At 70.2% G+C, this 13,389-nt stretch carries 13 protein-coding genes; 8 read left to right on the top strand and 5 right to left on the bottom strand.

Annotated features, from left to right (window positions below; translation table 11 throughout):
• Window positions 1-508: CoA transferase subunit A (locus tag QZV97_RS18855; RefSeq protein WP_295646302.1), on the bottom strand; the 508-nt coding region annotated here is incomplete at its 3' end.
• Between the two features lie 97 nt (window positions 509-605).
• On the opposite strand from QZV97_RS18855, the gene QZV97_RS18860 reads away from it, so the two are divergent.
• Window positions 606-1,226, top strand: coding sequence for a PAS and helix-turn-helix domain-containing protein (locus QZV97_RS18860; RefSeq protein WP_295646305.1), 621 nt, complete (start codon window positions 606-608; stop codon window positions 1,224-1,226).
• 315 nt (window positions 1,227-1,541) lie between these two features.
• On the opposite strand, the gene QZV97_RS18865 is transcribed toward QZV97_RS18860, so the two are convergent.
• On the bottom strand, window positions 1,542-2,372 hold the full coding sequence (locus QZV97_RS18865; RefSeq protein ID WP_295646307.1) for a DUF5677 domain-containing protein: 831 nt from the start codon (window positions 2,370-2,372) through the stop codon (window positions 1,542-1,544).
• A 583-nt stretch (window positions 2,373-2,955) separates the two neighbouring features.
• Between QZV97_RS18865 and lplT the strand changes: the two genes are divergently transcribed.
• On the top strand, window positions 2,956-4,209 hold the full coding sequence (gene lplT / locus QZV97_RS18870; RefSeq protein WP_295646310.1) for a lysophospholipid transporter LplT: 1,254 nt from the start codon (window positions 2,956-2,958) through the stop codon (window positions 4,207-4,209).
• Window positions 4,206-5,231 carry a glycosyltransferase family 1 protein gene (locus QZV97_RS18875; protein ID WP_295646313.1) on the top strand — a complete coding sequence of 342 codons (1,026 nt, stop codon included), beginning with the start codon at window positions 4,206-4,208 and terminating at the stop codon, window positions 5,229-5,231. Before lplT ends, QZV97_RS18875 begins: the two co-directional genes overlap by 4 nt.
• Before the next feature lie 6 nt (window positions 5,232-5,237).
• Here the strand turns inward: QZV97_RS18875 and QZV97_RS18880 are convergent, their stop codons facing one another.
• From QZV97_RS18880 to QZV97_RS18890, 3 genes are all read right to left on the bottom strand, one after another.
• A complete protein-coding gene (locus tag QZV97_RS18880) occupies window positions 5,238-5,657 on the bottom strand; it encodes an acyl-CoA thioesterase (protein ID WP_295646334.1) in 420 nt (139 codons plus the stop codon).
• A gap of 28 nt (window positions 5,658-5,685) precedes the next feature.
• The gene (locus tag QZV97_RS18885; protein WP_295646316.1) at window positions 5,686-6,354 is read right to left on the bottom strand and encodes a YceH family protein; all 669 of its coding nucleotides are present in this window, start codon (window positions 6,352-6,354) and stop codon (window positions 5,686-5,688) included.
• A 96-nt stretch (window positions 6,355-6,450) separates the two neighbouring features.
• Complete coding sequence (locus tag QZV97_RS18890; RefSeq protein WP_295646319.1) at window positions 6,451-7,233, bottom strand: SDR family oxidoreductase; 783 nt, start codon at window positions 7,231-7,233, stop codon at window positions 6,451-6,453.
• 237 nt (window positions 7,234-7,470) lie between these two features.
• On the opposite strand from QZV97_RS18890, the gene QZV97_RS18895 reads away from it, so the two are divergent.
• From QZV97_RS18895 to QZV97_RS18915, 5 genes are all read left to right on the top strand, one after another.
• A complete protein-coding gene (locus tag QZV97_RS18895; RefSeq protein ID WP_295646337.1) occupies window positions 7,471-9,063 on the top strand; it encodes a DUF4331 domain-containing protein in 1,593 nt (530 codons plus the stop codon).
• Between the two features lie 19 nt (window positions 9,064-9,082).
• Entirely contained in the window at window positions 9,083-9,358 is a 276-nt protein-coding gene (locus QZV97_RS18900; protein WP_295646323.1) for a hypothetical protein, read from the top strand.
• Between the two features lie 2 nt (window positions 9,359-9,360).
• Window positions 9,361-10,524 (top strand): hypothetical protein, encoded by a 1,164-nt coding sequence (locus tag QZV97_RS18905; protein ID WP_295646325.1) that lies wholly within the window; start codon window positions 9,361-9,363, stop codon window positions 10,522-10,524.
• Window positions 10,521-11,657 carry a HupE/UreJ family protein gene (locus QZV97_RS18910; RefSeq protein ID WP_295646328.1) on the top strand — a complete coding sequence of 379 codons (1,137 nt, stop codon included), beginning with the start codon at window positions 10,521-10,523 and terminating at the stop codon, window positions 11,655-11,657. The genes QZV97_RS18905 and QZV97_RS18910 overlap by 4 nt, the downstream gene beginning before the upstream one ends.
• 107 nt (window positions 11,658-11,764) lie before the next feature.
• The coding region (locus QZV97_RS18915; protein WP_295646331.1) for an electron transfer flavoprotein-ubiquinone oxidoreductase at window positions 11,765-13,389 on the top strand (1,625 nt) is incomplete at its 3' end.

Consider the following 13,389-nt stretch of genomic DNA (forward strand, 5'->3'; position numbering starts at 1 on the left):
GCCGGAAGCGCAGGTTGCCGGAGGTGTCGGCCACGTCGGCCTTGACCAGCGACACCTCCGGCGCCAGCGACCGCTCCATCACGTAGGTGTGGCCGTCGAACTCGCGCAGCTCCTTGCCGTCCGCCACCATCGTGCCGACGCCGGTGCGCGTGAAGAAGGCCGGGATGCCGGCGCCGCCGGCGCGCAGCTTCTCGGCCAGCGTGCCCTGCGGCGTGAACTCCAGCTCCAGCTCGCCCGCCAGGTACTGGCGCTCGAACTCCTTGTTCTCGCCGACGTAGCTGGAGATCATCTTCCTGATCTGCCGCGTCTCGAGCAGCTTGCCGAGGCCGAAGCCGTCGACGCCGGCGTTGTTGGAGATGACCGTCAGGTCCTTCTTGCCGCTGTCGCGCAGCGCGTCGATCAGCGCCTCGGGGATGCCGCACAGGCCGAAGCCGCCGACCGCCATCAGCTGGCCGTCCCGGACCACGCCGTCGAGCGCCGCCTTGGCGCTCGGGTAGACCTTGTTCATGACGTCGCTGCTCCTCGTGTGAATGGTCCGGCGCGGGCCGGACAGGCCCGCGCCGCCTAGCGTACTACGCAGGGCGCTACGTAGAATCGCCTAAGCAATGCCGAGCGCGCCCCGCCCCGCCCCGTCCCGCGACGACGCCGTCGCCCCGCTCGACGAGGCCGACTACCGCGTGGCCTTCGAGCTGGCGCCCGTCGGCCTGGTGCTGTCGCGCCACCGGATGATGGTCGACTGCAACCAGGTGCTGGCCCAGATGTTCCGCACGCCGCGCGAGGCGCTGATCGGGCAGTCCTTCCAGGTCCTCTACCCCAGCCCCGCCGAGTTCGAGCGCACCGGCGAACGCATCCTGCACAACCTCGGGGCGGACGGCCGCTACGCCGACGACCGCATCATGAAGCGCGAGCCCGGCAAGGCCGGCGGCGAACTCTTCTGGTGCCACGTGATGGGCCGCGCGCTCAACCGCGACACGCCGCACGAGGCCGGCATCTGGAGCTTCGAGGACCTGTCCTCGCGCCGCCCCATCGCCCCGGGCGGGCGCAGCGGCCTGACCGCCCGCGAGCGCGAGATCGCCGCCCTGCTGATCGAAGGCCAGACCAGCAAGCAGATCGGCAAGGCCATCGGCGTCAGCCACCGGACGGTGGACATCTACCGGGCGCGGCTGCTGCGCAAGTACGACGCGTCGACGACGGCCGAGCTGGTGCACAAGCTGGTCGGGGGCTGAGGGGGTTGCCCGCTGGCCGCGGGGGGCTGCGCCGGGTCTCGCCCCGGCAGGCGAGTCACTTTCATTTGCTGGCCCAAATGAAAGTAACCAAAGCAAAGGGCCCGAACGCCACCCATCTGGCCGCAGCGATCCGGTCGCTGCGCTCCAGACTTCTGCACACCCCGGCTCGCCCGCGAGGGGCTCGAACATGGCTACTTGTCGGGGCCGAGTGGGCTCGTTCTTCAGCGCGCTCGATCAACGCTGAACGCGCGAACTGCAACTGCTAGCCCTGTCGGGTTTGGCGCGCGGACCGCGAACACATCAGCAGTTCAAACTTCAACTGCGGTCTTCGGGAAGACACAAGGTTTGATCGTGCCGCCTTCTTAGCGCCTTCAGCTCTTCGTACATGCTGTTTAGCTGCTTGTCGAACTCGGTATCAATGACGGAGTAGACGGCATGAAGCGATAGGAGAAGGGCCTCTGATGCGGTGAGTAGATGAGTTTCGAGATCTTCGTCGTTGGGGCCATATCTAAGTCTGACGATATCGCCGCTTTCGTTGAGTTCCAGCGCGCTTTCGAGATTGCGCACATTCACGTGAACGGAATCGCTGAGCACCGCATAGGCGGTGTTATAGAAGTCCATCATGTCTGCTCGCTGAGCGAACCACTGAGTCTTCAGTTCTTTGATGTCTTTGTCCTTGATGTTCTGCTCGATCGTTGACTTCAGGTCACTGAGAACTTCTTCGGTGACCTTGTTTCTTATCTCGTCGCTCAGCATCTTGTACTTGCTGATGAACTTCTTTCTATGAAGTTCATCTTCAAGCACATAGGCTCGCCCAACGTTCTTGTCTTTGGCTATGGCGACTATGCGAAATGTGACTTCGAGCAATGTTCGAAGGACAACACGAGTTTCAGAAGGCAAACCACGCTCTCCAAGAAGCACCACCGCTTGAAAAGACGTCAACGCCTTGTGCTGCAAACTTGCAAGCAAGAGTTGTTGAAGATCAGTCTTTATGACCTTCGCATCGAAGAGTGCTTCGTGGGCGAGTTCAGAAAGCCGGTACACAAAATCAAAATGAACTTTGTGAGCTTCTTGGACGTGAGCGACGATCTTCCCGAGTTCAGGATCGAGAAAGAAGCGCTTCGAAAGAGGGAATGGCGTGTTCATGAAGCCCAACTACAAATGGACATACAGGTGCGGTGGGACCGATGCGGCCTAACCCACCACGCTGCCGCGGATGCTAAGCCGCTTGCCCTCCTCTAGAAACCCCCTCATCCGGCCGGTCGCCCAGGGGGCTCCGCCGGCGCAATAGGCCGCCTAAATCCGAGCAGAATGGAGCTGACAGCGGCGGTGGTCGAGCACGCCGAGGACCGACCTCGTTCGGCCCTCACAAGTGGCAATGTTCGAGCCCCTCGCGGGCGAGCCGGGGTGTGCAGAAGCCCGGAGCGCAGCGATCGGCCCACACCGGCCAGATGGGTGGCGTTCGGGCTCTTTCTTTGCCTACTTTCTTTGAGCCAGCAAAGAAAGTAGGTCGCCCGCCGGGGCGAAATCCCGGCGCGTCCTCTCAAGGTCAGCAGGTTGTGGGCGACAGCCCGAGTGGGGCTTCGACAGGCTCAGCCCGAACGGGTAGTGGGGCTCAGCCCGAACGGGTGGTGGGCTTCGGCCCGCACGGAGCAGACAGCAGGTCCGTCATGAACCCGTCGCACCGCCGTCACGCCGCTGCAACCGCAGCCACCTCCAATCGAGGTCCGTGCCCTCCGGCTTCCACGCCCTCATCGCCGCGCAGTTCGTCTCGGGCCTGGCCGACAACGCGCTGCTGATCGTCACGATCGCCCGCCTGGACGAGCTGGGCGCGCCGCTGTGGTGGGCACCGCTGCTCAAGCTGGGCTTCACGCTGGCCTACGTGCTGCTGGCGCCCTTCGTCGGCGCGCTGGCCGACGCCTGGCCCAAGCCGCGCGTGATGTTCGCGGCCAATGCGCTCAAGGCCGCAGCCTGCGCGCTGATCGTCGCCGGCGGCGACCCGCTGCCGGCCTTCGCGCTGGCAGGCGTCGGCGCGGCCGTCTACTCGCCGGCCAAGTACGGCCTGATCACCGAACTGGTCCCGCCGTCGCGGCTGGTCGCGGCCAACGGCTGGATCGAGGTCTGCACCGTCGGCGCCATCCTGCTGGGCACCGCGCTCGGCGGCCTGCTGGTCAGCCCGCTGGCAGCCAGCGACGCAGCCTGGCCGCTGGCGCTGGCCGGCGACGCGCAGGCCACGCACCTGCTGCCGGCGCTGCTGGCGGTGCTGGCGCTGTATGGCGCGGCGGCGCTGCTGAACCTGGGCATCCCGCCCAGCGGTGCGCGCTACCCGGCGGTGCGTGCAACCACGCTGCTGGCCGACTTCGCGCGCGACAACCGCGTGCTCTGGGCCGACGCCGCCGGGCGCGTCTCGCTGGGCGTGACGACGCTGTTCTGGGGCATCGGCGCGAGCCTGCAGTTCATCGTGTTGCGCTGGGCCGAGGAGTCGCTGGGCCTGGACCTGCACCAGGCCGCCGGCCTGCAGGCGGCCACCGCCGTCGGCCTGATCGCCGGTGCGGTGGCCGCAGCCCGCTGGGTGCCGCTGGGCCAGGCGATGCGCGTGCTGCCGCTGGGCATCGCGATGGGCCTGCTGGTGCCGTGGATGACGGGGTGCAGCAGCGTCGGGGCGGCCCTGCCGCTGCTGCTGGCCGTCGGCGCCTGCGCCGGTGCCTTCGTCGTGCCGATGAACGCCCTGCTGCAGCACCGCGGCCACGTGCTGCTGAGCGCCGGCCGCTCGATCGCGGTGCAGAACTTCAACGAGAACCTCGGCGTGCTGGCCCTGCTGGCGCTGTACGCCGCGCTGGCCGCGGCCGGCCTGCCGCTGGCCGCGGTGATCTGGGGCTACGGCCTGCTGGTCGCCGTGGCCATGGCCGCCATCACCTCGCTGCAGCGGCGCCAGCAGCGCCGCGCGCCGTCGCCCCTGTCCACCCCCCCGGAGCAAGCATGAAGCTGATGATCGTCACCGACGCCTGGGAGCCCCAGGTCAACGGCGTGGTGCGCACGCTCAAGATGACCGTGCGCGAACTGGAGCGCATGGGCCACGAGGTCGCGCTGCTGTCGCCGCAGGGCTTTCGCACCCTGCCCTGCCCGTCGTATCCGGAGATCGAGCTGGCGCTCACCGGCCGCGGCGGTGTCGAGCGGCGCATCGATGCCTTCGGGCCCGAGGCCCTGCACATCGCCACCGAAGGGCCGCTGGGCTGGCTGGCGCGCGGCGTCGCCCGGCGCCGCGGCTGGCCGTTCACCACTGCGTATCACAGTCGCTTTCCGGAGTACGTCCACGCGCGCACGCGGCTGCCGACGGCCTGGTCCTACGCGCTGCTGCGCCGCTTCCACAACGCCGGCCACGGCACGCTGGCGCCGACGCCGGCCATCGTCGACGACCTGCGCCAGCGCGGCTTCCGGCATGCCGCCTGGTGGTCGCGCGGCGTGGATCTGCAGATGTTCTCGCCCGAGGGCGATCGCCTGCCGCGCGGCGACAAGCCGGTCTTCCTCTACGTCGGCCGGCTCGCGGTCGAGAAGCAGGTCGACGCCTTCCTGAGGCTGGACCTGCCCGGCGAGAAATGGGTCGCCGGCGAGGGCCCCGAGCGCGCGCGGCTGGAGGCCCGCTACCCCGGCGTGCGCTGGTTCGGCGTGCTCGACGGTCCCCGCCTCGCCGTGCTGTACCGCAGCGCCGACGTCAAGGTCTTCCCCAGCGTCACCGACACCTTCGGCCTGGTGATGACCGAGGCCATGGCCTGCGGCACGCCGGTGGCGGCCTTTCCGGTGCCGGGGCCGATCGACGTGGTCGGCCGCTCGGCGGGCGGCGTGCTCGACACCGACCTGCGCGCCGCCTGCCTGGCCGCGCTGGCGCTGCCGCGCGACGCGGTGCGCCGGCATGCCGAGCAATATTCGTGGGCGCGCGCGACGCAGCAGTTCGCCGCCGCGCTGCGGCCGCTGCCGGGCCGCACGCTGGCCACTGCAGCCGCCTGAGCCGGCTCAGTCGGCCAGCGCGCGCAGCCGCTCGGGCAGCGGCACCGACTTCTGCTTCGGGAAGTCGACCCAGACCAGCTTGGCGCCGCCGGCCGCGTAGACCTTGCCAGGCTGGTCGCTGCGCTCCAGCGTGACGTAGGTGTCCAGGCTGGTGCGGCCGGGGTTGCAGACGTAGTGCTTCGCCAGCACGTCGCCCGGGTACTCGAGCTGCTGGTAGAAGTTGCAGAAGGCGTTGACGATCACCGGCCCCTCGCCCTGCGGATTGACCGGGCAGCCGATCTGGTCGAACCAGGCGATGCGCACGATCTCGAGGTAGCGGAAGTAGAGCGTGTTGTTCAGGTGTCCCATCGCGTCCATGTCGCCCCAGCGGATGGGAATCAGCATCTCGTTGGTCAGCTTCTTCTGCTCGGGAATCTCGAAACGCAGCATCCGGTTCTCCAGTCGGGACGGCTCATCAGGACAGGTCGACACCCAGCTCCAGCGCCAGGCGCTGGAGCTGGCTGCGCAGCAGCAGCACTTCGCCCTGCAGCTGCCGCTGGTGGGCCCGCAGGGCGGCGATCTCGCCGGCCATCACGGCGTCGGCGGGCTCGGACGAACTCGCGGCCGCGGCCGCGGACAGATCCACCGGACCGCCCAGCAGCTGGGCCCAGCGCGCCTCGCGCGCGCCCGGTGCGCGCGGCAGCTTCACGACCAGCGGCCCGCCGGCTTCCGGCGCACGCGCCGCCAGTTCGTCGAGGAAGCCTTCCACCGCCGACAGGTCGGCGAAGCGGTGCAGCCGCTCGGTGTTGACGCGCAGCTCGGCGGTGGTCTGCGGTCCGCGCAGCATCAGCAGCGCCAGGATCGCGACCGACTGGCCGGGCAGCCGCAGCACGCGGGCGAGGTTGTGCTCGTAGCGCATCACGCGGCTGCCGCTGCTCTCGATGACGAGGCCCAGCGCCTTCAGTTCGTCCAGCGACGTCAGCAGCTCGGCTTCGCCGGCATTCATCAGCGGCTCGCGCGCGGTCTTCTGGTTGCAGCCCAGCAGCAGCGTGTTCAGCGACAGCGGGTAGCTGTCGGGCACGGTGTGCTGCTTCTCGACCAGCACGCCGAGGGCGCGCAGCTCCAGGGGTGAGAGCGGCCTCATGAACGTGTGCGCACTTCGACCGATCGTCTGCGACCGCGGCCGGGACGGCGGGTGCCTTGCTTCGCAACGGCTACCGCTGCCAGGCGCTTCGGCATCTCACACTCCAAACCCATCGTCCGCCGCGAGAACAGCGCCGTTGATGAAATGGCTCTCGTTCGCGCACAGCATCAGCAGCGCCGTGTCCAGGTCCTGCGGCCTGCCGACGCGCTTGCGCGGCAGCATGTCGACGAGCTTGCGGCCTTGCTCGGTGCCCCAGTGGTGGTGGTTGATCTCGGTGTCGATGTAGCCGGGGCAGATGGCGTTGACGTTGATGCCGTGGCGGCCCCACTCCAGCGCCATCGCGCGGGTCATGTGCACGACGGCCGCCTTGCTCATCGCGTAGACGCCGATCTGGCCCAGCACCTTCAGGCCCGCCATCGAGGCGATGTTGACGATGCGCCCGCCGGTGAAGGTGCCCGGGGCCGCGCCCTTGGCGCGCGCGATCATGCGCTTGCCCACCTCCTGCGCGACGAAGAAGGCGCCGCGCGTGTTGGTGTTCATCACGTAGTCGTAGTCGTCGGGCGTCACGTCGGTGATCTTCTGCGTGGTGCTGACGCCGGAGTTGTTGACCAGGATGTCGAGCGCGCCGCACTCGGTCTCGGCATGCGCGACGGCCGAGCGGATGCTGGCCGGGTCGGTGACGTCGAGGCCCACCACGTGGGCGTCGCCGCCCAGGCCTTCGATCTCGGCGCGCAGCGTCTTCAGCCGCTCGACGCGGCGCCCCGCCAGCACGACGGCCGCGCCCGCGGTCGCCAGCGTGCGCGCGAACTGCGCACCCAGGCCGCTGGACGCACCGGTGACAAGGGCCACGCGGCCCGACAGATCGATCGAGTAGCTCATGGTCGTCCTTCTCTCCGGGCTGTGCGATGCCGTGACACGACGGCGGGCGATGCGCTCCAAGATAGCACGCGTGCGCATGAACTTCGCGTCACCCGCGTGTCGCTGCATCCAGTGTCGCGGTCCCGGCGTAAGGGGCGCTCAGCAGGCCAGGCGCCCCGTCCACCGCGGAGCGGGACCTGCACCCACCGCCAAGGAGACCTCATGTCCAGCTTCACGCTCCCCACCCCGGGCCGCCTCATGCGCCATGTGGCGCTGGCCTGCGCCATCGCCGCCGCCGGCGGCGCCGCCGTCGCGTCCAGCCACCGCGAAGCGCCGTCGATCACCAACACGCCCAAGGTCGACGGCACCGACTTCTACATGTTCCGCAGCTACGAGACCGGCCGCGACGGCTACGTGACGCTGATCGCCAACTACCTGCCGCTGCAGGACCCGTACGGCGGCCCGAACTACTTCAAGATGGATCCGAACGCGCTGTACGAGATCCACATCGACAACAACGGCGACGCGCGGGAGGACATCACCTTCCAGTTCCGCTTCCAGAACACGTTGCGCGACATCCAGGTGCCCGCGCTCGGCAGCAACGTCTCGATCCCGCTGACGCAGGGCGGCTTCATCACCACGCCCAACAGCGCGGCGTCCAACGTGCGCGAGACCTACTCGGTCACCGTGGTGCGCGGTGACCGCCGCAGCGGCACGCGCACGGCCATCATGAACGCCTCCAGCGGCCAGCCGGTCTTCGACAAGCCGGTCGACAACATCGGCAGCAAGACCTTCACCGGCACCACCTACGCCGCCTACGCCAACCAGCACATCTACACCGTCGCGATCCCGGGCTGCAGCCAGCCGGGCAAGGTGTTCGCCGGCCAGCGCCAGGAGGCCTTCGCGGTCAACCTCGGCCCGATCTTCGACCTGGTGAACGCGCCGCTCTCGGTGATCACCGACCCGACGCTGATCAACGCGGCCGCCGCCAACTCGATCCAGGACAAGAACGTCACCAGCCTGGCGCTCGAGGTGCACAAGGACTGCCTGACCGCCACGGCCAACGCCACCACCTCGACCGCCGCGACGATCGGCGGCTGGACCACCGCCAGCCTGCGCCAGGGCCGGCTGCTGTCCGGCTCGCCGCGCAACACCGCGCACGAGAACACCGCGATCAACGCCGGCCCCTGGGTCCAGGTCTCGCGCCTGGGCATGCCGCTGGTCAACGAGGTGGTCATCGGCCTGAAGGACAAGGACCGCTTCAACGCCTCGCAGCCGCGCAACGACACGCAGTTCGCCCAGTACGTGACCAACCCGACGCTGCCGGTGCTGATCGGCGTGGCCTATGGCTTCAACGCCGGCGAACTGGCCCCGACCAACACCGGTCGCGTGGACCTGCAGACGGTGTTCCTGACCGGCATCGCCGGCGTCAACCAGATGGCGACCGTCACGCCGTCGGAGATGCTGCGGCTCAACACCGCGATCGCGCCGGTGCCCTTCGCGCAGCAGAACCGCCTGGGCATCGTCGGCAACATCCTCGCGGGCGGCAACGACAACGCGGGCTTCCCCAACGGCCGCCGGCCGAAGGACGACATCGTCGACGTGAGCCTGGTCGCGGTGATGGGCGGGCTGTGCCTGGCCAACGGCAATGCGACCGCGATGCAGCCCAACGGCGCGCTCGGCTTCGGCGCGGCGTGCAACCCGTCGGCGGTGTCGACGGCGCTGACGCCGAACGGCACGAACGGCATCCCGACGGTGTTCAACCTGCACGACGGCGCGGACCAGGCCGTGGTGCCGCTGCTGACCGCCTTCCCCTACCTGAGCACGCCGAACCCCGGCGCCTCGAACTGAGCCGCGGCAAGGAGTCACCATGAAGATCCAACGCTTCCACGGTGCCGTCCTCGCCCTGGCGGCCGGCACGCTGCTGGCGGCCTGCGGCGGAGGCGGCAGCGACGCGCCGCCGGCGCAGGACCCGAACGTGCCGCCGGCCAGTGCCGGGGCCAGCTCACAGGGCTTCCTGGCCTACATCGCCGGCCTCGCAGGCGGCATGTTCGACAACGCCGAGCCGATCGACGTGAGCATGTTCAGCCCGCCGACCGACAACACGGAGGCGCAGGCCCCCGTGGCGACGGCCATCGACCAGTAGCCGTGCGTACCCCGCTGCACCGTGGCTGGCTCGCGCTGGCGCTGCTGCTTGCAGCAGCGCCAGCGCAGTCGGCCCCGCTGCAGCCGGCCCACGACGACGAGGTCGTCGAGACCCTGCCGGCCGCCGCGGGACCGGCGGCCGAGCAGCGGCGGCTGCGGCGCACGCTGGCGCAGTCGCCGCGCGACGTGCAGGCGGCGCTGGTGCTGTCGCGCAGCCTGCTGACGCGCTCGCAGGTCAGCGGCGACGCCCGCCTGGCCGGCCAGGCGCTGGGCGTGCTGCAGCCCTGGGAAGGCGATGCGAACGCCCCGGTCGACGTGCGCCTGCAGCGCGCCACGCTGCTGCAGCACCTGCACGACTTCGAGGCCGCGGGCGCCGAGCTGGAGTCGCTGCTGAAGCGCGCCCCGCAACAGGCCCAGGCCTGGCTGACGCTGGCGACGGTGCGGCGCGTGCAGGGCCGCTATGCCGAGTCCGATGCCGCCTGCGCTCGCCTGGTCGATGCCGGCCAGCCGCTGCTGGCACGCGCCTGCGGCGCCGAGAACCGCTCGCTGCGCGGCGCGCAGGACGAGGCCCGGCGCGAGTTCGAGGCGCTGCTGCGGCTGCGCCCCGCCGACACCGCCTGGGCTGGCTGGCTGCGCACCTCGCTGGGCGAGCTGGAGCTGCGCGCCGGCCGACCCGCCGTGGCCATCGGCCACCTGCGCACCGCGCTCTCCTTCGACGACGACGCCTATGCGCGCCACGCGCTGGCCGATGCGCTGATCGAGGCCCGGCGCCCGGCCGAGGTCGCCCGCCTGCTGGCCGACGACGCCAGCGATGCCGCGCTGCTGCGCCGCGCGATCGCCGCCCGCGCGCTGGGCACGCCCGACGCCGCGAGCCTGCGCGACACGCTCGGCGCCCGCCACGCGCAGGCAGCGCAGCGCCCGCAGGATGTGCCGGTGCACGCCCGCGAACGCGCGCGCTTCGCGCTGGACGTCGAAGGCGATGCGGCGCAGGCCGTCGCGCTGGCACGCGCCAACCTGCGCACGCAGCGCGAGGCCGCCGACTTCGTCGTCATGCACCGCGCCGCGCAGGCGGCCGGCGATGCGGCTGCGCAGGCCGAGGTGCAGGCGCTGGCCGCGCGCGTCGGCCTGAGCGACACGCGCCTCGCGGCCGCCGGGGAGCGGTCTTGATCCGTCTCCTGCCGGTCCGGCTGCTGCTGGCCTGGCTGCTGCTGGCCGCGGCCGGCATCGCCGCGGCGCACCAGGCCAGCGACGCCTACCTGCGCGCCGGCAGCGACGCGCAGGGCCGGCTCACGCTGCAGGTCGAGGTGGCGCTGCGCGACCTGGACCTGCTGCTCGACCTCGATGCCGACGGCGATGGCCAATTGCGCTGGGGCGAGGTCCGCCGGCGCGAAGCCGACATCGCCGCCCGCCTGGCCGCCGCGCTGCGCATCGACGACGGCGGCTGCGCACTGCGCGCCAGGCCCGGCCTGACGCTGGACCGCAAGGCCGACGGCAGCTATGCGGTCGTGGCCTTCGACAGCGACTGCGCCGTCGCCGCCGCACCGCGACTGGCCTACGGACTGATGGCGGGCGTCGACCCGACACACCGCGGCCTGCTCGTCGAGGTCGATGCCGAGGGCCGGCCGAGCGGCCCGCTGCGCAGCCTGGCGCCGGGCGCCGCGCCGGTCGTGCTGCTGGCCTCGGCGTCCGTCACGGCAGCACCGTCGGGCGCCGGCTTCTTCGGCGACGGCCTGCACCACATCCTGATCGGCGCGGACCACGTGCTCTTCCTGGTCTGCCTGATGCTGCCGCTGGTGCTGGGACGCGCAGCCGCGCCGGGCGGCGGCTGGCGCAGCAGCGCGTGGCCGCTGCTGGCGCTGGTCACCGCCTTCACCGTCGGCCACTCGATCACGCTGGGCCTGGCGTCCTGGCGCGTGCTGAGCGCACCGCCCAGCCTCATCGAGCCGCTGATCGCGCTGACCATCGCGCTGACGGCGGTCGACAACCTGTGGCCCGTGCTCGGCCGGCGGCGCGCGCTGGCGGCCTTCGTCTTCGGGCTGATCCACGGCTTCGGCTTCGCCGGCCCGCTGCTCGAGCTCGACCTCGCGCCCTGGGCGATGGCGAGCGCGCTGCTGCAGTTCAACCTGGGCGTCGAAGCCGGACAGCTGATCGTCGTCGCCGTCGCGATGGCGCTGCTGTGGCCGCTGCGCCAGGGGCGCGGCGCGCTGCCGCTGCTGCGCGGCGGCTCGGCGCTGGCCGGCGCGCTGGCCCTGCTGTGGCTGGGCGAGCGGGTGCTGGACGTCAAGCTGCTGCCGATCTAGCGAGCCCGGCGTCCCGGTCGGTGCGCGGAATCGAACGATCGTTCGATTTTGTCGATGCGCGAACTAGAATTCCGGCTCCCCAGGTTTCCCGGACCCCAGGACAGCCCATGACGCCGCAAGCGATCCTCGAGCAATACGGCCCCCGCGAGGCCATGGAATACGACGTGGTGATCGTCGGCGCCGGCCCTGGCGGCCTGGCCACCGCGATCCGCCTCAAGCAGCTGGCGGCTGAGCAGGGCAAGGAGGTCTCGGTCTGCGTGCTCGAGAAGGGTTCGGAGCCCGGCGCCCACATCCTGTCGGGCGCGATCATGGATCCGCGCGCGCTGAACGAGCTGCTGCCGAACTGGAAGGAGCTGGGCGCCCCGCTGCAGCAGGCGGTGACGGCCGACCAGTTCCTGTTCCTCGACGAGAGCGGCGCCAAGGGCACGCCGGACTTCCTGCTGCCCGACTGCTTCAAAAACCACGGCAACTACATCGTCAGCCTCGGCAACGTGGTGCGCTGGCTGGCCCAGCAGGCCGAGAGCGCCGGCGTCGAGATCTTCTCCGGCTTCGCTGCGGCCGAGGTCCTGTACAACGACGACGGATCGGTCAAGGGCGTGGCGACCGGCAACCAGGGCATCGGCAAGGACGGCGAGCCGACCGGCAACTTCCAGCTCGGCATGGAGCTGCACGCGCGCTACACGGTGTTCGCCGAAGGCGCGCGCGGCCACCTGGGCAAACAGCTGATCGCGAAGTTCAAGCTCGACGCCGGCAAGGACCCGCAGAGCTACGGCATCGGCCTGAAGGAGCTGTGGGAAGTGCCCGCCGCGCAACACAAGCCGGGCCTCGTGATCCACACCGCCGGCTGGCCGCTGGACGCCGCCACCTACGGCGGCAGCTTCCTGTACCACGCCGAGGACAACAAGATCGCCCTCGGCTTCGTCGTCGGCCTGGACTACGCGAATCCCTGGCTCAGCCCCTTCGAGGAGTTCCAGCGCTGGAAGACCCACCCCGAGATCCGCAAGCACCTCGAAGGCGGCAAGCGCCTGGGCTACGGCGCGCGCGCGATCACGGCCGGCGGCATCCTGAGCCTGCCGAAGCTGGTGTTCCCCGGCGGCGCGCTGGTCGGCTGCGAGGCCGGCACGCTCAACGCCAGCCGCATCAAGGGCAGCCACGCGGCGATCAAGACCGGCATGCTGTGTGCCGAGGCGGCCTTCGCCGCCGTCGTCGCGGACCGCAGGCACGACGAGCTGTCGGCCTACCCGGCGGCCTTCGACCAGAGCTGGCTCAAGGCCGAGCTGATGCAGGCCAAGAACTTCAAGCAGTGGTTCAAGAAGGGCCGCACCACCGCGACGCTGATGACCGGCATCGAGCAGTGGCTGCTGCCCAGGCTGGGCCTGCGCGAGCCGCCGTGGACGATCCACCGGACCAAGGCCGACCACCTCTACCTGCAGCCCGCGTCGACCAGCCCGCAGATCGCCTACCCCAAGCCCGACGGCAAGCTGAGCTTCGACCGCCTGAGCTCGGTCTTCGTCAGCAACACCAACCACGAGGAACACCAGCCCGCGCACCTGACGCTGAAGGACGCGCGCGTGCCGGTGGCCACCAACCTCGCGATGTACGCCGGCCCCGAGAGCCGCTACTGCCCGGCGGGGGTTTACGAGTTCGTCAAGACCGAGTCTGGTGAAGACCGCCTGCAGATCAACGCGCAGAACTGCGTGCACTGCAAGACCTGCGACATCAAGGACCCGAC

The organism is uncultured Methylibium sp. (assembly GCF_902826655.1).
GTDB lineage: Bacteria > Pseudomonadota > Gammaproteobacteria > Burkholderiales > Burkholderiaceae_C > Methylibium.